Origin of the sequence: Gordonia amarae NBRC 15530, assembly GCF_000241345.1 — a bacterium.
GTDB lineage: Bacteria > Actinomycetota > Actinomycetes > Mycobacteriales > Mycobacteriaceae > Gordonia > Gordonia amarae.
Window position 1 is genome coordinate 1 of sequence record NZ_BAED01000015.1, and the last position, 17631, is coordinate 17631.

A 17631-nucleotide genomic window follows, 5' to 3' on the forward strand; every position below is an offset into this window, starting at 1 on the left:
ACCGTGGTCAACGCGGCCGGCCGCTGGGCCGAGGGCATCGACCGCGAAGCCGTACTGGAGCAGGGTGGCGGCACCCACCTGGTCGTCGACGCCGCCCGGCTCGGCAATCCGGTGGCGGGATTATCTGTGCCGCTGGGGGAGACGGCGTCGGATCTGGTGTCGATCCTGCCCGCCCAACTGGGCCGCGCATACATCGGTTTCACCCGCGGCGACTTCCCGGCGGTGGGTTCGGTTGAGTCGCAGCGCAGTTCGTCGGACATCGACGTGCTGCTGTCGGTGGTCAACACCGCGCTGCAGGTGCCCCTCACCCCCGCCGACATCCTCGGGACCTTTCCCGGCGGCAGCGATCTCGCCGATCCCACCCGGCGGCACCGGATTCGGTTGTCGGGCACCATGGTCAGCGTCGTCGGCGGCACCCTCACCACCTACCGGCGCCGCGCCCAGGAGACGGTCGACGCCGCGATCACCGTCGGCGACCTGGCCGCGGGTCCGTGCATCACCGAGACCACCCCGCTGATCGGTGCCTCCGGCTTCGCCCCCCACAACTCCCTGCCGGCCTCCGCGTTCGCCCGCTACGGTTCGGAAACGGCCGCCGTTTTCGAACGCGCCACCGTCGCCGCCCCCCACGACCAGATCGCCCCCGGCATCGACGTCACCCGCGCCGAGATCGAGTTCGCCGTCCGCCACGAGGGCGCCCTGTGCGTCGACGACGTCCTCGACCGCCGCACCCGCATCGGCCTCGTCGCCGCCGACGCCGATGCCGCCCGCCACGCGGTCACCGACATCGTCACCGAAACCCTCGCCGCGCTGTAGTCGGATAGCGGGTGAACCCCATCGTCCCCCGCCGACTGGTCGCGTTCGGTCTCGTCGGCCTGCTCGGCGCCACAACAGATTTCGGTACCCGCCAGCTCGTCCTGTCGGTGGGCGCCGACCCCACGGTAGCCCGCGCCGCCAGCTACCTCGCCGGCAGTACCGTCGCCTACTACCTCAACAGCTACGTCACCTTCGCCGGCACACGATCCCGCGCCGAGAAAGCCCGCGCCGCCGTCGTCTACGCATTCTGCTTCGCCGTCGCTGTCCTCGTCGACTCCCTTGTGCGCCACCTATTTTCAGTTCTCCCCCACGTGCTGCTGATCTCCTGGGTCACCTCCCAGGCCGTCGCCACAGTCCTGAACTTCACGCTCCAGAACCTCTGGGTCTTCAAATCCCGGGCAGCGGACGGTGATACGTCTTAGAGACGGTTTATGACCTCGGCCCGACTACCCGTCACGACACGAACTACGTACAATCCACTCCGACAGGGGGTGATTGTTTTGCCGATTCATTTGCCGGGGCACTACGCCGGAACGCTCTTCATCCGGACAGACTTCTCGACACCGGATACATTGTGGGACCGGGTTTGTCTCGCCGCTCAGGCCGACGTAGAGATACCAGGGAGTGGTGTGCTGGGCACGGTACTGAGCTGTATCAGCGACCGGGAGCGGTTTGGGGACCTGACTGCCGAGGACCTCGGTGACATCGCCTGGGATGGACCGTCGCGTACCTATGTGCTTCTCGCAGACGCGATCACCTTCTCAGGAGCAGAGCCGGTGACCGTGGCGGTAGTCGATACCATGGATACGCCGGGTGACAGTTTTCGGGCACGAGTTCAGGACGTCTGGTTGATTGAGGCAAGCCTGCCTACCGGAAACGCCGACTTCTTTGAGATGGCCGACTCGGCGGTGAACGGGGTGTTGCCTTTTGAGTGCCTTTCTCATTCGTTCACCCTGTATCCGGAAGTATCTGTCTCGGGCGAAGAAGCAACTCAGTTGGCACTGAACCTTCTTGCTTCGTTGGATGACCTGGCGGCGATCATCAGCCAACTCAGCATTGAGCTCACGAAGGCAGACGGCCTGGACGTGGTCTCTTGCGGTGCGAAACCGGACCTACGCAACCCCTTCGACCTCGTGGACCGCTGGGAGCAGCTCAACATAGACGACCACGGGGAAGTACCCGCACTCCCAGAAGGTTTCGCGCTCTTCGAGATCGAGTTCCGTCTGGCTGTGACACCCGGTACCCACAACCTGCCAGAAACGCTGCGTCGGCTGACGGAGAAAGCGGTGTCGCGTGCTGTCACCCCGGATAGGGACGAGAAGATCGGAAGCCCCCGCTCCATCTGCTGGACGAGCACACTGATGCACTGAACAGCATCTGCGGCGATGAATACCCGCTATCCACAGGCCGGCCCCGACACCCTGGCGGTAAGGGCTGAGGCGCGCTTGAATGGGTGGCCATGCGGGGGAGGGGAAACTACCATGACCGTCATGGAGACCGGTGCGCTCGGGTTGCCGTACGGTGGTCACTGGCGGATGAACGGTACGGTGCGCCGGTGCGGGCTGTCGGTGCCGAATTGTTCGAGTTCAGTGAACCTTTCGTGTTCTCGGTCCGCCCGGACGAACTGGGCGACCATTCCCGCTAGCTGGGCATCGAGAATTGTTCAGCGGCAGTAGTATTCGAAGGTGCGCCGGCGTCAGTAGCCCATCGTGCGGAGGTTGACGGCGAGGAGATCGAGGTCCTCACGGCGGACGTCGAGGTGGGGGCTGACGCGCAGCACCGACTGCTCGGTGGCCAGTGGTGCGCGCCAGGAGTCGGCTGCGGTGACGAGAATGCCTGTGGCTCTGAGCTTGTCGGCGGCTGCGCGGACGTCGGCGGTCTGCCAGCCGGGGGGTGGGGCGAGGGTCACCAGGGCCGACGGTTCGTCGCCCGCTTCGAGAACCTCCCAGCTGCCGATGCCGTTGAGGCGTTCACGGGTGACGCGGCCGACTGTCGCCAGTTCGCGGAACACGCGCTGCTGGCCGACGGCGAGGAGTTCGTGGACGGCGTTGTGCAGGCCGACGCGGCCGGCGATGAAGGCGTCGGAGTCGGGGATCTCCACTTCGCGCAGCGAGTCGCGGCGGACCGCGATGAACCCGATGCCGCGCGGGCCGGTGAGCCATTTGCGGCTGGTGCCGTACACGATATCGGCGCCGGTGACGGTGGGGACGTGGCCGACGGACTGCGACATGTCGATGACCACCGGCACGCCCGCCGCGTGCGCGACCTCCACGATCCGGACCGCCGGCTGCACCGCCCCCGACATCGAGCCGATGTGGCACAGGTGGATGAACGCGGGCTGCTCGAACTGCAGCATGTTCTCCAGGGCGTCGGTGTCGACGTGGCCGTATACGTCGCCGTCGGGGAGGGGCCGCACGGCGTAACCGCGGCGCTCGAACTCGTCGAGGTTGGGGCCGAACTCGTTCTTGGCCACCCACACGGTGGACGCCACCGGCAGCGACCAATGTGAGAGCAGCGCCCGCAGGCAGGCGCGGGCGCTTTCCCGGAAGGTGAGTTCGTCGGGGGTGTGCCCGATCAGGGACGACAGGCCGCGCAGGTCGTGCTGCATCTGTTCCGCGCAGGCGGCTGCCGCGACGTACGAGCCAGACCGGGACTCGCGCCACAGATGATCGGTGACGGCGTTGATCGTGCTGTCGGAGGAGCGTCCCGCGGCCGCCGAGTCGAGATGGATGATGTCGGGTTCGACGCGTGCGCGGTGCCACTCCTCTCCGAGTTCGCTCACGTACATGGGCCTAACCTACTTCAGTCGTGCGCTCGGGAGTTCAGGCGCATAAGGGCCGTGGCAGTATCCGAAAGCAGATTAATTTCAGCGAATTTGGAACCAAACGGGGTTCGGCTGCGTCACATCCTCATGGACTCGCTTATCGACTACATCTTCGGCCCGGGCGACGGCAGCGTCACTACGTGGACGAGCCGCGCCGACCTCGACCTCAGCGGCGACGGGGTGGCCGACGCGGTGCGGCTCGATTTCGACGGCGACGGCCGGCGCGACGACGCGATGTGGGACACCGACGGCGACGGCGTCGCCGACCTGGTCGCGATCGATATCGCCGACCAGCCCGATCCCGGCACGCAGGGTCCGCCCGCGGAACGCTTCTACTCGGACTCGGGCAAGGGGCTCTGGGATGTGCGCGAGACAGACCCGCCCAAGGCCGGGGACCGGACCCCCTCGGAGACGACAAAACCGGAGAGCACCGGACCCGACGACAGGAACCCGGGGAGCGCCAGGTCTGACGGACACCCGCCGAAGCCGGACCCCGCGACCGGGAGCGATAGACCGGAAGGCACCCAGCCGGGCAGCGGCCCGTCCAGGGGCGCGTCGCACGACCTCGACGGTGACGGCCACCGCGACATCGAACTGCTCGCCACGCGCGGCGGCGGTGGTCGGTTGTACCTCGACACCGACGGCGACGGAGTCTTCGATCAGGTGCTCATCGATTCCGACGGCGACGGACGCGCCGACAGCATGCGACGCCGCGGGGAGCCGGGTTTCGACAGGTGAGACCGGTTACCCGGTGGTGGCCGGCAGTTGCGGCGGGACCGGGACCGCCGCCGGGTGCAGCATCCGGACCGAAACGATGCCCAGCAGGTACAGCACGGTGCCCACCAGCGGCAGCAGGACGGTGCGGCCGTCGCCGGGAACCGTGAGTGCGGCCACGGTGATGGCGCAGACATAGGCCACGTTGAAGGTGGCGTCCTGGACGGAGAACACCTGCCCGCGCACCCAGTCACGGATGTCGCATTGCATCGCGACGTCGCCGCACAGCTTGACGGTCTGTCCCACCAGCCCGAGCGCGACGGCCGCGATGTAGATGACGGGCAACGAGTAGGTGAGCAGGCACAGTTCGATGAGCGCGCCCAGGATGAGGGAGATCATCAGGGTGGTGCGGCGGCCCACCCGTTCGACGGCCAGTGGCGTGGTGATGGCCGCGAGCAACGCCCCGGCGGCGGTGGCGCTGCCGACCGCCGCGATGATCTCGAGGCCGTCGCCTTTGCTGATGGCCCGGCTGAACACGAGCAGGGTGAGGGTGTTGATCCCGAACACCAGCCGGTGCATGCCGATCGCCGACAGTGCGGCCGCCACCGTCGGGGTGTGGATGACCTCGCGCAGACCGTGCCACAGACCCACCACCACGGCGTGCGTCACCGAACTGCCGGGATCGTCGGCGTGATCGGGGCCGAGCTGACGGGGATGGAAACCTCGGGCGATGGCCGCCGCGAGCAACGCGAGGACCACCGCGCCCAGTTCGGTCGTGGCGCTGCCGGTGTTGTCCGAACCGAAGATGAGGCGCAGACCTGCGGCGATACCCGCGCCGACGGCCAGCATGCCGGCGCCGAGGGTCACGAACACGGCGTTGATCGCGACGATCACCTCGCGCGGCGCCACGTGCGGCAGACCCGCCGACATGCCGGACGCCACGAACCGGCTCGCGCCGGTGACTATGAGCGCGGAGATGAGTACGGCGGTGTCGGGAGCCCCGGTCGCGATCACAACGGAGACGAGTCCGACGAGGAGCGCCCGCAGGGTGTTGGCGACGACCAGCACCGCCCGGCGGTCCCAGTGATCGAGAAGAGCCCCCGCGAACGGGCCGATCACCGAATACGGCAGGAGCAGCACGGCGAGGCCACCGGCGATGGCCAGCGGGTCGGCGTGCCGCTCGGGATTGAACAGGATCGCGCCGAACAGGCCGGCCTGGAACACCCCGTCGGTGAGCTGGCTGGCCAGCCGCACGGCGAGCAGACGGCGCAGACCGGGCAGACGCATGGCGCGCAGAAACACCCGGGCCGTTCCGTGTTTCGTATCGCTCGCCGGACCAGAGACCATCGCCTCAGAGTACCGACCGGAGCTGTGAACCGCGTGCGATGATGGTCGGGTGACCGGCGGTGACGATGCGCAAGATCCGACTCCCGACTTCTCGCCCGACGCGGGATCGGGCGCCCGGCAGATGCCGCCGCGGATCCGGCCGGGGTCGCTGCTCATCGCGTCCACGGATCTGATCGAGCCGACGTTCCGCCGCTCGGTGATCTACATGATGGAGCACAACGGCGCGGGCAGCCTCGGGGTCATCATCAACCAGATGAGCCAGGCGGCCGTCCACAATCTCCTCCCGCAGTGGACCGACCTCGCCGGTTCACCGCGCGCCCTGTTCGTCGGTGGCCCGGTCAAACCCGACGCCGCACTCTGCCTGGGCATCCTCAAACCGGGGATGTCCGACGACGAGGAGCTGGGGATGCGGCCGGTCGACGGGCGTGTCGTGCTCATCGACCTCGACGCCGACCCCGAACTTCTGGCCGACCAGGTCGAGGGTGTGCGGATCTTCGCCGGCTACGCGGGCTGGGGTCCCGGTCAACTCGAGAGCGAACTCGCCGACGGCAGCTGGCTGGTCGCCTCGGCCCTGCCCGGCGACATCCTGGCACCCCCGGCCGCCGACCTGTGGTTCTCGGTCCTGCGCCGCCAGCCCTGGCCGCTCCCGCTCCTGGCCACCCACCCCATCGACGTCCTGCGCAACTGACCTGTGCCGGGTTGGGAGCCGAGACGACCGCATGACCGGACCACCTCGAGCGGAACGCAGAAGTACAGCTAACGCTTGCCGGCCGCGGAGTCCGTCTCGCACATCCCCTGCAACGCGCACGACCCGCAGCTCGACTGGCCGCAGTCGTCGGCAGGTGATCCGGCCTTCTCGTCACCGCAGGCAGACGCGGTCGCGCCGTGATCGTCGCCCCCGGAGCAGCAGTCACAACCACTGCCCGACTCGTCGGGCAGCGCCTGCGCGGCCCGGATACCGAGCCCGCTGACCACGCCGACCGTCACCACGGCCACGACCAGCGCGGCGAGCGCGAACAACACCGACCAGCCGCTGTCGACGCCGAGGGTGAGGACGCCGCCCATCACGAGGATGACGGCCGCCCCGATGAATCCGGGCCCGGCGACCTTGTTGGCCAGCACGAACGCGGCCTCGGACTTGCCGGTCTCGGGGGAGCGGACACCGAACCAGCGGTTGCCGGGGAGTGTGCCGGTGACACCGAGGACGCCGACGGTGCCCCACACCGCGGCACACACGAACACCAGCACGGCTGCGACGACAGTCAGGACACTCACGGTCAGCCAGTCTACGACGCACGGTCGTCGACGGGCCAGTCACCATCGGCAACGACAGGAGGCGATTCGGATCACGACGGCCCACGATTTACGCTGGTCGGGTGACTTCTGCAGACACGTCATCCCCCGCGCCCGACCAGAGCGTGCCCGAGCACCGTTACACCGCGGAGCTCGCCGGCCGGATCGAGGCGCACTGGCAGCAGGCCTGGCAGGACCGCCACGCCTTCGAGGCCCCCAACCCGGTGGGCCCGCTCGCGGGTGACTTGACCCCGTTCGGGGGCGCGTCGGCCGACGCCCCCGACAAACTGTTCGTGCAGGACATGTTCCCGTACCCGTCGGGTGCCGGTCTGCATGTCGGGCATCCGCTGGGCTTCATCAGTTCGGATGTGTTCGCCCGCTTCCAGCGGATGGTCGGCCGCAACGTGCTGCACACGATGGGCTTCGACTCGTTCGGTCTGCCCGCCGAGCAGTACGCGGTGCAGACCGGTACCCATCCGCGCACCACCACCGAAGCCAATATCGAGCGCTACCTGGGACAGATCCGCCGCCTGGGTCTGGGTCACGACGAGCGTCGCCGTGTCGCCACCACCGACGTCGACTTCTACCGGTGGACGCAGTGGATCTTCCTGCAGATCTACAACGCCTGGTACGACGCGGACCAGGGTAAGGCCCGCCGGGTCGACGAGCTGGTCGCCGAATTCGAGAACGGCACCCGCGAGGTGCCCGGCGGCGGCGCGTGGGCGGAGTTGTCCGCGCAGCAGCGCGCCGACATCATCGACGACCACCGCCTGGTGTACCTGAGCGATTCGCTGGTCAACTGGTGCCCCGGTCTGGGTACGGTGCTGGCCAACGAGGAGGTCACCGCCGACGGCCGCAGCGACCGCGGCAACTTCCCGGTGTTCCGTAAGCAGTTGCGGCAGTGGATGATGCGCATCACCGCCTACTCCGACCGGCTGCTCGACGATCTGGACCTGCTGGACTGGCCGGACAAGGTCAAGACGATGCAGCGCAACTGGATCGGCCGTTCGCGCGGTGCGCGGGTCACCTTCGCGGTGCCCGGCACCGGTGAGAGCATCGAGGTGTTCACCACCCGTCCCGACACCCTGTTCGGCGCCACCTACATGGTGCTCTCGCCCGAACATCCGCTGGTCGCGACGCTGACCGCCGCCGCCTATCCGGCCGGCGTCGACGCCCGCTGGACCGGTGGCGCCGCCACCCCGGCCGACGCGATCGCGGCCTACCGGGCGTCGATCGCCGCCAAGTCGGATCTGGAGCGGCAGGAGAACAAGGAGAAGACCGGCGTCTTCACCGGCACTTACGCCACCAATCCTGTTGATGAACGCCAGATTCCGGTGTTCATCGCCGACTATGTGCTGATGGGCTACGGCACCGGCGCCATCATGGCGGTACCCGCCCACGACACCCGCGACTACGAGTTCGCAAGTGCGTTCGGCCTGCCGATCATCGAGGTCATCGGCTCCGAGCAGGGGGTCGAGACCGAGGCGTTCACCGGCGACGGCCCGCTGATCAACTCCGGTTTCCTCGACGGTCTGCGCGTCGATGAGGCCAAGGCGAAGGTTGTGGAGAAGCTGGAGGCCGACGGGGTCGCCACCGGCACAGTGCAATACAAGCTGCGCGACTGGCTGTTCGCCCGCCAGCGGTACTGGGGCGAGCCGTTCCCGATCGTCTACGACGAGGACGGCCGCGCCCACGCACTGCCCGAATCGATGCTGCCGGTGGAACTGCCGGAGGTCGAGGACTACGCGCCCGTCTCGTTCGACCCCGACGACGCCGATTCGGAGCCGTCGCCGCCGCTGGCGAAGGCCACCGATTGGGTTGAGGTGGAACTGGATCTGGGCGACGGCCCGCGTAAGTACCGCCGCGACACCAATGTGATGCCGCAGTGGGCGGGCAGCTCCTGGTATCAGCTCCGCTACATCGACCCCACCAACGAGGACACGTTGTGCGCCAAGGAGAACGAGGCGTACTGGATGGGTCCGCGCCCCGCGCTGCACGGGGCCAACGATCCGGGCGGTCTGGATCTGTACATCGGCGGGGTGGAGCACGCGGTGCTGCATCTGCTGTATTCGCGGTTCTGGCACAAGGTGCTGTTCGACCTGGGCTATGTCACCAGCGCCGAGCCGTACCGGAAGCTGTTCAACCAGGGCATGATTCAGGCGTACGCGTACACCGACTCGCGCGGCATCTACGTGCCGGCCGAGGAGGTCACCGAGTCCGGTGGCACGTTCTTCTACAACGGCGAGCAGGTCAACCAGGAATACGGAAAGATGGGCAAGTCGCTCAAGAATTCCGTTGCCCCCGATGACATCTGCCGTGACTACGGTGCCGACACGCTGCGGGTGTACGAGATGTTCATGGGACCGCTCGATCAGTCCCGGCCGTGGGCCACCAAGGACGTCGTCGGCTCGCAGCGTTTCCTGCAGCGCGTGTGGCGTCTGGTCGTCGACGAGGAGTCCGGCGCGGTGCGTGTCACCGACGCCGAGCCCTCCGAGGATACCCTCAAGCTGCTGCACAAGACGATCGCCGGTGTGCGCGAAGACTTCACGGAGCTGCGCGACAACACCGCCGTCGCCAAGCTGATGGAGCTGACCGGGCACCTGACCAAGTTCTACGGCGACGGTGCCCCGCGCAGCGTTGTCGAGGCCCTGGTGACGATGCTGGCCCCGCTGGCCCCGCACATCGCCGAGGAACTGTGGCAGCGCCTGGGTCACGACACCCTGCTGGTGCGCGGCCCCTTCCCCGAGGCCGACCCGGCTCTGTTGGTCGAGGACACCATCGAGATCCCGGTGCAGGTGAAGGGTAAGGTCCGCAGCCGCATCCAGGTCGCCGCCGACGCCGACGAATCCACCCTGCGCACCGCCGCCCTGGCCGACGAGAAGATCGTCGCCCTGCTCGACGGTGAACCCCGCAAGGTGATCGTCGTCCCCGGCCGCATGGTCAACATCGTCCCCTAGGAGCGGAAAACCCCATGGAAAACTGTGTGTTCTGCGGCATCATCAGCGGGCATGTGCCCGGCACCAAGGTGGCCGAGGACGATCTGACGCTGACGTTCATGGACATCAACCCGGCCGCCGACGGCCACATGCTGGTGATCCCCAAGTTCCACTCCGAGGACCTGCTGGAGATCGACGCCGAGGACCTCACCGCGGTCACCCTGTCCGCCCAGCGCGCCGCGAAGGCCGCGATGAGCGAACTCGGCGCCGACGGCGTCAACCTCCTGAACTGCTGCAAGGCTCCGGCCTGGCAGACGGTGTTCCACTTCCACCTGCACGTGATCCCGCGCTACACCGACAAGACCAAGGACCGCCTCACCCTTCCGTGGCGCCCCGGCATCGGTGAACGCCCCGCCGTCCTCGAAGAGCTCGGCGCCCGCCTGCGCTCAGGTCTGAGCTGACCGACTTCAGTTGGCGTTCTTGCTGAACCGGAAGATATTGCCTTCCGGGTCGTGCAGCACGGACTGCCAGGCCCCGTAGTAGGTCCGGAACGGTTCCTTGACGACGACGGCGCCCAACTCGACGGCGCGGGCGGTCATGGTGTCGACGGCCTCGTCCGACTCGGTCCCGAACGTCCAGATCGAGTTGCCCGGCGCGGCGAGGTCGGCTTCGGGCAGGTTGAGCAGGTCGAACGCCCCCGGCGAGTGAAAGCCGATGATCGGGCCGTCGCTGCGGAGTGCCCGGAAGATGTCCGACTCGAGTTCGGGGATCTCGTCGTATCCCAGCAGGTCCCGGTAGAACGTGGCGAGTGCGACGAAATCGCGGCAGATCACAGTGATGTACGACATCGAAACGGTGGGCTTGTCCATGGCGTCCTTCCCAGGGCTTGCGGACGGGGGCTGGGGAACGTCCATCAATGGTGAGCGCCACTGACCGCAGCCGCCACTCGACGACGCGATCTTGCCGGAAGCGGCTACTTGGGCGGGAGGGTCGCCACCAGGTCCCAGCCCAGACGCACCCAGTCGCGGAGCTGGTCATCGGCGGCGACGCCTGCCTTGTCGACGTGCACCCAGCCCTTGATCTCGCGGCCCGACATGACCATCGGCTCGACGTGGTCGCGGCCCAGGATCTCCTCGGTCTCCTCCCGCGGCACCCGCACCATGATGTGGCCCTCGCGGTTGGCGGCGACGGCCATGTTGCCGTTGCGCAGGAAGGCGAGTCCGCCGAACATCGCCTTCTCGGTGACACCGGTTTCGCCGGACAGTACTTCGCGAATGCGGTCGGCGAGTTCCTCGTCGTAGGCCATGCTCAACGCTAGCGCGCCGGTCAACACCGCCCTGTCCGAAACGTCCGGATCTACGCTGGACGGTATGCAGATGCCGACCGCTCGCCGAGCCCGGATGCCGGGGGTGCTGCTCGCGCTTGCCCTCCTGACCGCGTGCGGCACGAGCGACGGGCCCGCGAGCACGTCGACGACCGCCGTATCCACCCCGGTCGGTGACGCGCCCCGGACGGTCGTCGACGGACTGGACGCACCCTGGTCGGTGGCCTTCCACGAGGGCGTCGCGCTGATCAGTGAGCGGGACACCGGCCGCATCCTCGAACTCGGGGCCGATGGCCGGACCCGCGAGGTGACGACCGTGGCCGGTGTGGAGGCGTCGGGAGAGGGCGGCCTGCTGGGTATCGCCGTCCACGACGGGTATCTGTACGCGTATTACACGGCCGCCGACGAGAATCGTGTCGAGCGATTCCGAATCGGCGGCGCACCAGGCGGATTTACGCTCGCGAGGGTCGAGGCGATCCTCGCCGGGATCCCGTCGGCCTGGAACCACAACGGTGGCCGGATCGCCTTCGGTCCCGACGGGATGCTGTATGTGACCACCGGCGACGCCGGGCGGCGCGACGACGCCCAGGATCGCAACTCCGTCGCCGGCAAGATCCTGCGCATGACTCCCGAAGGCAAAGCACCCCAGGATAATCCGTTCCCGGGGTCGTTGGTCTACTCGTACGGGCACCGCAATCCGCAGGGCCTGGCCTGGGCCGGTGACGGCACCATGTACGCCGCCGAGTTCGGTCAGGACACCTGGGACGAGCTCAACATCATCGAGCCCGGCAAGAATTACGGCTGGCCGCAGGTCGAGGGGATCGCCGGCAGGAGCGGCTTCGTCGACCCGGTGCAGCAGTGGGATCCCGACGACGCCAGCCCGAGCGGCATCGCGATCGTCGGCGACACTCTCTTCATCGCCAATCTGCGCGGCGAGCGCCTGCGGGTGGTGTCGACGGCGCATCCGGATACGGCCGAAGAACGGTTCACCCGCGAGTTCGGCCGGCTTCGCGACGTCGCCCGCGCCCCCGACGGATCGCTGTGGATTCTCACCAACAACACCGACGGCCGCGGCCGCCCCGCCGACGGCGACGACAGGATTCTCCGGCTGAGGGTTGGCAACTAACTTACCCGGCAGTAAGATGTCCGCATGGCGATCAACCTTGAGCTCCCGTCGAAGCTGGATGCGGCCGTGGAGCAGGCCCACGCGGTGGGCGAGCACATCTTCCGGCCCGTCTCCCGCAAGTACGACAAGGCCGAGCACGAAACCCCCACCGAGCTCGACGACCTGGGCAAACTGATCAAGGAGTCCAAGCGCAAGCGCGCCGAGACCGCGAGCAAGCCCGACGAGGGGCCGTCGAAAAACGGGATCAACATGATCTCGGTGCTCAACACCCTGGAAACCAGCTGGGGCGACGTGGGCCTGACCCTGTCGATTCCCTACAACGGCCTGGGCAATGCCGCGATCGCCGCCGTCGCCGACGACGAGCAGCTCGAACGCTTCGCCGACGTGTGGGCGTCGATGGCCATCACCGAACCCAGCTTCGGCTCCGACTCTGCCGCCGTCTCCACGACCGCCGTTCTCGACGGCGACGACTACGTCATCAACGGCGAGAAGATCTTCGTGACCGCCGGGTCGCGCGCCGACCACGTCGTCGTGTGGGCCACCCTCGACCGCAGCGTCGGCCGCGCCGCCATCAAGAGCTTCGTCGTGCCGATGGACACTGAGGGTGTCACCGTCGCCCGCCTCGAGCACAAGCTCGGCATCAAGGCCTCCGACACCGCGGTGCTGCGGTTCGAGAACGCCCGCGTCCCCAAGGAGAACCTGCTCGGCTCGCCGGAGATCGACACCAAGAAGGGTTTCGGCGGGGTCATGCAGACCTTCGACAACACCCGCCCGGTGGTCGCCGCGATGGCCGTGGGCCTGGGCCGCGCCGCCCTCGAAGAGCTGCGCGCCATCCTCGAAGCCGCCGGCCACACCATCGACTACGACAAGCCCGCCGCCGCCCAGCACGCCGCGGTCAGCGAGTTCATCCGCCTCGAATCCGATTGGGAGGCTTCGTGGTTGCTCACCATCCGCGCCGCGTGGATGGCCGATAACCGCCAGCCCAACTCCACCGAGGCGTCGATGTCCAAGGCCAAGGCGGGCCGTTCGGTCAACGACCTCACCAATAAGGCCGTGGAAATCGCTGCCACAGCGGGCTTCTCGGAGACCAGCCTGCTGGAGAAGTGGGCCCGCGACGCCAAGATCCTCGACATCTTCGAGGGCACCCAGCAGATCCAGAATCTGATCATCGCCCGCCGGCTGCTCGGCAAGTCCAGCACCGACCTCAAGTAGTCCCTTTCGCTGGTTGAGGTGTGAGGAGCCCAAGCGACGAGCCTCGAAACCCGGTGAGATGACATTGCCGCTCACCGGGTTTCGGGGCCTCCGGCCTCATCGCCTAGCGGCTCGTCACACCTCAACCGACAGCAGGGGTTCAGCCCTTGGCGGCCAGGACGCGCGCCGCCTCGCGGACGGCGGCGGTATTGGCTTTGCCCTGGCGTGATCCGGCGAGCTTGGCCTTGATGTGGTCGCGGACCAGGATCGGTTCGTAGGCGAGGCCGTCGTCGGCATCGAGATGACTGGGGAGGGTCTCGATGACGGCGTCGAGGTTGCCGTCGTGGAAGAACGCGACCGAGCGGCGTCGCTTGATGGTGCCGTCGACGATCGGCGGCTTCACCCGGTGCAGCGTCGACATCCAGCGATCGTTGGTCAGCCGGGCGGTGAGGTCGCCGAGGTTGATGAGCAGGGCGCCGTCGATGGGGGACACGTCGTGCCAGATGCCGTCGGTGCCCAGGACCTGCAGGCCGGCGACCTGGTCGGCCCACAGGACGGTGACCAGGCCGTAGTCGGTGTGTTCGCCCATGCCGGTGAGATCGCCGTCGAGGGTGACGGTGCCCTCGGGGAGGGCGTAGTTGTTCATGCGCAGCACGTCGATCGAGTGGTCGGTGAGGGCGGCGAAGAAGTCGTGCTCAAGGCCGAGGGCGTCGGCGAAGACGCCGGTGAGGGTGCGGGCGACGCGGGAGGCTTCGCCGTAGTAGGCCTCGACCTTGGCGCGGAAGGCATCGATGTCGGGCCAGACGTTGAGGCCGTAATCGTCCTCGGACAGGCCCAGACCGGGAAAGGACCGGGCTTCGACGCCGACGTTGAACGCCTCGAAGAAGTCGTTCATGCGGGAGGACGATTCGACGCCCAGGCTCAGTGACAGGGATTCGCTCTTCGGCGGGGAGTAGCCGCGGTTGCCGGGGGCGAGGTATTCCTTCTTCTCGTCGAGGGTTTTGTTGAAGAATGCGTCGGAGGCCTCGCCGAGGCCGTTCCAGATGTCGTCGGGAATCCCATGGCCGATGATCTGGACGAAACCAACTGTGGCACAGGCGGTATCCAATGCTTCGGCGACGGCGGCGCGTTCTTCGTCCGTGCCGTCGCCGACGTAGGCGGAGATATCGACGACGGGAACGGCGAACTCCGGCGCCGGCGAATCGGGTTGCGGCATGGGGAACCTCCACTCTCTGTTCCGCGCGGGGCTGCGGGGACCAACGGGCCTCATTGTTCGCCGCGATGATTGATCATCCGCGTCAACCATGTGACACCCGTGTTTCGGTCCCGGTCTGTCAGCCCAGCAGACGCGCCCGCAGCCGGTTCTCCCGCCCGATCCGCTCGGTGTCGCGGCGCCGGCGCTCGGCGAGGACCGCCGCCAGCAGATCCTCGCCCGGCGTGCCCGGGGGCGGCGCGGGCGCCACATACCGCCCGGCGTCGCCGACCAGCCGCTGCAACACCATCGCCCGCGACTGCGGGGCGAGGCCGAACCGGCGCGCGAAATACTGCCGGATCGCCAATGTCAGCTGCGGCGGCAGCGTCGCGATGTCGGCGGTGCGTGCCCACTGCTCCAGGTACGGCGGCATCGGCAGCGGCTGCGGCATCTTCAGCGTGTAGCGATCACGGATCACGTACGTCCCGGCCAGCAGATCCCCGAGCCGCTTGCCCTTGCTGTTCACCACGGCGGCGACCAGCGCCGGAAAGCCCATGCAGCTGTACAGTTCGACGCTGCCGACGAGCGCCCGGGTGAGCGCGTGCCGGAAACTGATCGGTCCGGCGTCGTCGCGGACGGTGCGCAACCCGAGCGCCAGATGGCCGAGCGTCTTGCCGCGCGTCACCGTTTCCATCGTCGTCGGGAATGCCACGAGCGCCAGGATCGTCGCCACCGTCAGCGTCGCGATCAGCATCGCGTCGTCGGTGTCCCCGACCAGCGCCTTGCCCAGGTAGCGCAGCCCGAACCACAGGGCGATCCCGGCGATGATGTCGATCAGTCCCGACAGCACCCGCAGCGCGACGTTGGCCGCCGGCAGATCCAGGGCGACGGCCTCCCCGGACACCAGGTCGTCGGCGCCGACGCCGATGGTCCCGCTGCCCGCCCCGCCCGCCGGGACCCCGGATCCGTACATAACAGCCGAGCCTAGTGTGTGCCCCGATGGCGGTCGCTCGAACGACCGACCACCCCATCGGTCCGCATAAGCTGGCCAGGTGGACCTCGATGCGTACGTCGGCGAGCACTCGCCCTCCTGGCAGCGGCTCGACGCCCTCTCGCGCACCCGCCGGCTCAGCGGTGAGGAGGCCGACGAGCTCATCGACCTGTACCAGCGCGTCGCCACCCACCTGTCGGTGATCCGTTCGGCCACCCCCGACGCCGAACTCGTCGGCTACCTGTCGGCGCTGCTGGCGCGGGCGCGCTCCCGGGCGGCCGGATCGCGGTCGGCGTCCTGGTCGGACTTCGGCCGGTTCTTCGCCCGGTCGTTCCCGGCGGCGCTGTACCGGATGCGCTGGTGGTGGATCGGGGCGATGGTGGTGTCCGTCGTCGCGGCGGTGGTGATGACGTGGTGGATGCTGGAACATCCGCGCATCGAATCGTCGCTCGCCTCGCCCCGGCAGATCGAGGAACTGGTCAACAACGACTTCGAGAGCTACTACTCCGAGTACGCCGCCCAGTCGTTCGCGTTCCGGGTGTGGACCAACAACTTCTGGCTCGCCGCGACGTGTATTGCGCTCGGTGTGTTCGGTCTGCCCGTCATCTACGTGCTGTACCTGAATGTGCTCAACACGGTGGTGGTCGCCGCGATCATGATCCACCACGGTCGGGGCGAACTGTTCTTCGGCCTGATCACCCCGCACGGCCTCCTGGAACTGACCTGCCTGTTCGTCGCGGGCGGGGTGGGGCTGCGGCTGTTCTGGTCGTGGGTGTCGCCGGGGGACCGGACCCGCGTGCAGGCGCTCGGCGAGGAGGGGCGCGCCGCGATCGGGGTATCCCTCGGCCTGGTCGTGCTGCTGCTGATCTGCGGCATCATCGAAGCATTCGTCACCCCGTCCGGGCTGCCGACCTGGGCGCGCATCGGGATCGGCGTGACCGTGTGGGTGGGTTTCTGGGTGTACGTGTTCACCGCCGGACGCTGGGCGCACAACGCCGACGACACCGGCGATGTGGCGGAGTTCGACCGCGGCTACTCGGTGCCGGTGGCCTAGGCGCGCCTTCCGGGAGGACACTGGTGGGTATGCGGATCGATCTCAACAGCGATCTCGGCGAGCACTACGGCGCGTGGCGGATGGGCGACGACGCCGCGATGCTCGAGATCGTGACCAGCGCGAACGTCGCCTGCGGTTTTCACGCCGGTGACCCGGTGTCGGTGCTGTCGACGGTGCGTGCCGCCGCCGACCTGGGCGTCGCCGTCGGAGCGCACATCGCCTACCCGGATCTCGTCGGATTCGGGCGCCGCCCGATGACACCGTCGGCGGCAGAGCTCGAAGCGGACGTCATCTATCAGATCGGGGCGCTGCAGGCGCTGGCCAAGGTGGCCGGGACCGGGGTGCGGTACGTCAAGCCGCACGGCGCGCTGTACAACACGATCGCCTTCGACGAGGCTCAGGCGGCCGCGGTGATCGGCGCGGTCAAGGCCGTCGACCCCGATCTCGCGCTGGTGTGCCTGGCGTCCTCACCGCTGGTCGATCAGGTCCGCGCCGCGGGCCTGCGGGCCATTCCGGAGGCGTTCGCCGACCGGGCCTACGAACCGAATGGCGCCCTGGTCTCCCGGCGCGAGGTGGGAGCGGTGCTCGACGACCCGGACGTCATCGCCGACCGCATGCTCACCCTCGTCCAGGACGGTGTGGTGGTCGCCCGCGACGGCAGCGAGGTGGCCATCGAGGCCGATTCGATCTGCGTCCACGGCGACACCCCCGGCGCCGTGCGGGTCGCGACGGTGGTCCGGGACCGGCTGGTGGCGGCCGGTGTGACGCTGCGCCCGTTCACCGCGGAACTGTGACCGGCGGTGATATACAGAGCAGGGAAATTCAG

The 17631-nt window shown here is 68.1% G+C and carries 18 protein-coding genes; 11 read left to right on the plus strand and 7 right to left on the minus strand.

The window, feature by feature from the left end; translation table 11 throughout:
• The 3 genes from GOAMR_RS03905 to GOAMR_RS03915 form a co-directional block, all read left to right on the plus strand.
• Positions 1-813 (plus strand): glycerol-3-phosphate dehydrogenase C-terminal domain-containing protein (locus GOAMR_RS03905; protein WP_005182957.1); only part of this gene is annotated, 813 nt, incomplete at its 5' end.
• Between the two features lie 11 nt (positions 814-824).
• Positions 825-1235, plus strand: a complete 411-nt coding sequence (locus tag GOAMR_RS03910; RefSeq protein ID WP_005182959.1) for a GtrA family protein — start codon at positions 825-827, stop codon at positions 1233-1235.
• Positions 1236-1244: 9 nt separating this feature from the next.
• Positions 1245-2183 carry a DUF6924 domain-containing protein gene (locus GOAMR_RS03915; RefSeq protein ID WP_373278761.1) on the plus strand — a complete coding sequence of 313 codons (939 nt, stop codon included), beginning with the start codon at positions 1245-1247 and terminating at the stop codon, positions 2181-2183.
• A gap of 326 nt (positions 2184-2509) precedes the next feature.
• Here the strand turns inward: GOAMR_RS03915 and GOAMR_RS03920 are convergent, their stop codons facing one another.
• Positions 2510-3601, minus strand: a complete 1092-nt coding sequence (locus tag GOAMR_RS03920) for an aminotransferase class V-fold PLP-dependent enzyme (protein ID WP_005182961.1) — start codon at positions 3599-3601, stop codon at positions 2510-2512.
• A gap of 123 nt (positions 3602-3724) precedes the next feature.
• Here GOAMR_RS03920 and GOAMR_RS03925 point away from each other — a divergent pair, with 123 nt between their 5' ends.
• A complete protein-coding gene (locus tag GOAMR_RS03925; RefSeq protein ID WP_040514315.1) occupies positions 3725-4375 on the plus strand; it encodes a hypothetical protein in 651 nt (216 codons plus the stop codon).
• Between the two features lie 6 nt (positions 4376-4381).
• Here the strand turns inward: GOAMR_RS03925 and GOAMR_RS03930 are convergent, their stop codons facing one another.
• On the minus strand, positions 4382-5698 hold the full coding sequence (locus tag GOAMR_RS03930; RefSeq protein ID WP_083836837.1) for an MFS transporter: 1317 nt from the start codon (positions 5696-5698) through the stop codon (positions 4382-4384).
• Between the two features lie 49 nt (positions 5699-5747).
• On the opposite strand from GOAMR_RS03930, the gene GOAMR_RS03935 reads away from it, so the two are divergent.
• Positions 5748-6386 carry a YqgE/AlgH family protein gene (locus GOAMR_RS03935; protein ID WP_005182971.1) on the plus strand — a complete coding sequence of 213 codons (639 nt, stop codon included), beginning with the start codon at positions 5748-5750 and terminating at the stop codon, positions 6384-6386.
• A 68-nt stretch (positions 6387-6454) separates the two neighbouring features.
• Here GOAMR_RS03935 and GOAMR_RS03940 read toward each other — a convergent pair whose 3' ends face one another.
• Positions 6455-6973 (minus strand): SdpI family protein, encoded by a 519-nt coding sequence (locus GOAMR_RS03940; protein WP_005182973.1) that lies wholly within the window; start codon positions 6971-6973, stop codon positions 6455-6457.
• A gap of 101 nt (positions 6974-7074) precedes the next feature.
• On the opposite strand from GOAMR_RS03940, the gene leuS reads away from it, so the two are divergent.
• Together leuS and GOAMR_RS03950 are read left to right on the plus strand one after the other, a co-directional pair.
• Positions 7075-9948: a leucine--tRNA ligase gene (gene leuS / locus GOAMR_RS03945; RefSeq protein ID WP_040514316.1), complete on the plus strand. Its 2874-nt coding sequence runs from the start codon at positions 7075-7077 to the stop codon at positions 9946-9948.
• Positions 9949-9962: 14 nt separating this feature from the next.
• Positions 9963-10388, plus strand: coding sequence for an HIT family protein (locus GOAMR_RS03950; protein ID WP_005182976.1), 426 nt, complete (start codon positions 9963-9965; stop codon positions 10386-10388).
• 6 nt (positions 10389-10394) lie between these two features.
• Here GOAMR_RS03950 and GOAMR_RS03955 read toward each other — a convergent pair whose 3' ends face one another.
• Positions 10395-10796 carry a VOC family protein gene (locus tag GOAMR_RS03955; RefSeq protein ID WP_005182977.1) on the minus strand — a complete coding sequence of 134 codons (402 nt, stop codon included), beginning with the start codon at positions 10794-10796 and terminating at the stop codon, positions 10395-10397.
• Positions 10797-10900: 104 nt separating this feature from the next.
• Entirely contained in the window at positions 10901-11233 is a 333-nt protein-coding gene (locus GOAMR_RS03960) for a TfoX/Sxy family protein (protein ID WP_040514318.1), read from the minus strand.
• Positions 11234-11297: 64 nt separating this feature from the next.
• Here GOAMR_RS03960 and GOAMR_RS03965 point away from each other — a divergent pair, with 64 nt between their 5' ends.
• Both GOAMR_RS03965 and GOAMR_RS03970 read left to right on the plus strand, forming a co-directional pair.
• A complete protein-coding gene (locus GOAMR_RS03965) occupies positions 11298-12377 on the plus strand; it encodes a PQQ-dependent sugar dehydrogenase (RefSeq protein ID WP_373278762.1) in 1080 nt (359 codons plus the stop codon).
• A gap of 24 nt (positions 12378-12401) precedes the next feature.
• Positions 12402-13589 (plus strand): acyl-CoA dehydrogenase family protein, encoded by a 1188-nt coding sequence (locus GOAMR_RS03970; protein ID WP_005182980.1) that lies wholly within the window; start codon positions 12402-12404, stop codon positions 13587-13589.
• Positions 13590-13728: 139 nt separating this feature from the next.
• Here the strand turns inward: GOAMR_RS03970 and GOAMR_RS03975 are convergent, their stop codons facing one another.
• Positions 13729-14784, minus strand: a complete 1056-nt coding sequence (locus GOAMR_RS03975; protein WP_005182981.1) for an isopenicillin N synthase family dioxygenase — start codon at positions 14782-14784, stop codon at positions 13729-13731.
• Between the two features lie 118 nt (positions 14785-14902).
• A complete protein-coding gene (locus GOAMR_RS03980; protein ID WP_005182982.1) occupies positions 14903-15733 on the minus strand; it encodes an RDD family protein in 831 nt (276 codons plus the stop codon).
• Positions 15734-15812: 79 nt separating this feature from the next.
• On the opposite strand from GOAMR_RS03980, the gene GOAMR_RS03985 reads away from it, so the two are divergent.
• On the plus strand, positions 15813-16805 hold the full coding sequence (locus GOAMR_RS03985; protein ID WP_005182989.1) for a stage II sporulation protein M: 993 nt from the start codon (positions 15813-15815) through the stop codon (positions 16803-16805).
• Between the two features lie 29 nt (positions 16806-16834).
• Complete coding sequence (locus GOAMR_RS03990; protein WP_005182991.1) at positions 16835-17599, plus strand: LamB/YcsF family protein; 765 nt, start codon at positions 16835-16837, stop codon at positions 17597-17599.
• Positions 17600-17631: the final 32 nt, after the last annotated feature.

What these genes read in the sequence shown, in the direction of transcription:
- GOAMR_RS03990 (WP_005182991.1), top strand. Translation starts at nt 16,835, where the DNA reads ATGCGGATCGATCTCAACAGCGATCTCGGCGAGCACTACGGCGCGTGG.
- GOAMR_RS03980 (WP_005182982.1), bottom strand. Translation starts at nt 15,733, where the DNA reads ATGTACGGATCCGGGGTCCCGGCGGGCGGGGCGGGCAGCGGGACCATC.
- GOAMR_RS03950 (WP_005182976.1), top strand. Translation starts at nt 9,963, where the DNA reads ATGGAAAACTGTGTGTTCTGCGGCATCATCAGCGGGCATGTGCCCGGC.
- GOAMR_RS03915 (WP_373278761.1), top strand. Translation starts at nt 1,245, where the DNA reads ATGACCTCGGCCCGACTACCCGTCACGACACGAACTACGTACAATCCA.
- GOAMR_RS03965 (WP_373278762.1), top strand. Translation starts at nt 11,298, where the DNA reads ATGCAGATGCCGACCGCTCGCCGAGCCCGGATGCCGGGGGTGCTGCTC.
- GOAMR_RS03955 (WP_005182977.1), bottom strand. Translation starts at nt 10,796, where the DNA reads ATGGACAAGCCCACCGTTTCGATGTCGTACATCACTGTGATCTGCCGC.
- GOAMR_RS03920 (WP_005182961.1), bottom strand. Translation starts at nt 3,601, where the DNA reads ATGTACGTGAGCGAACTCGGAGAGGAGTGGCACCGCGCACGCGTCGAA.
- GOAMR_RS03925 (WP_040514315.1), top strand. Translation starts at nt 3,725, where the DNA reads ATGGACTCGCTTATCGACTACATCTTCGGCCCGGGCGACGGCAGCGTC.
- GOAMR_RS03970 (WP_005182980.1), top strand. Translation starts at nt 12,402, where the DNA reads ATGGCGATCAACCTTGAGCTCCCGTCGAAGCTGGATGCGGCCGTGGAG.
- GOAMR_RS03960 (WP_040514318.1), bottom strand. Translation starts at nt 11,233, where the DNA reads ATGGCCTACGACGAGGAACTCGCCGACCGCATTCGCGAAGTACTGTCC.
- GOAMR_RS03975 (WP_005182981.1), bottom strand. Translation starts at nt 14,784, where the DNA reads ATGCCGCAACCCGATTCGCCGGCGCCGGAGTTCGCCGTTCCCGTCGTC.
- GOAMR_RS03930 (WP_083836837.1), bottom strand. Translation starts at nt 5,698, where the DNA reads ATGGTCTCTGGTCCGGCGAGCGATACGAAACACGGAACGGCCCGGGTG.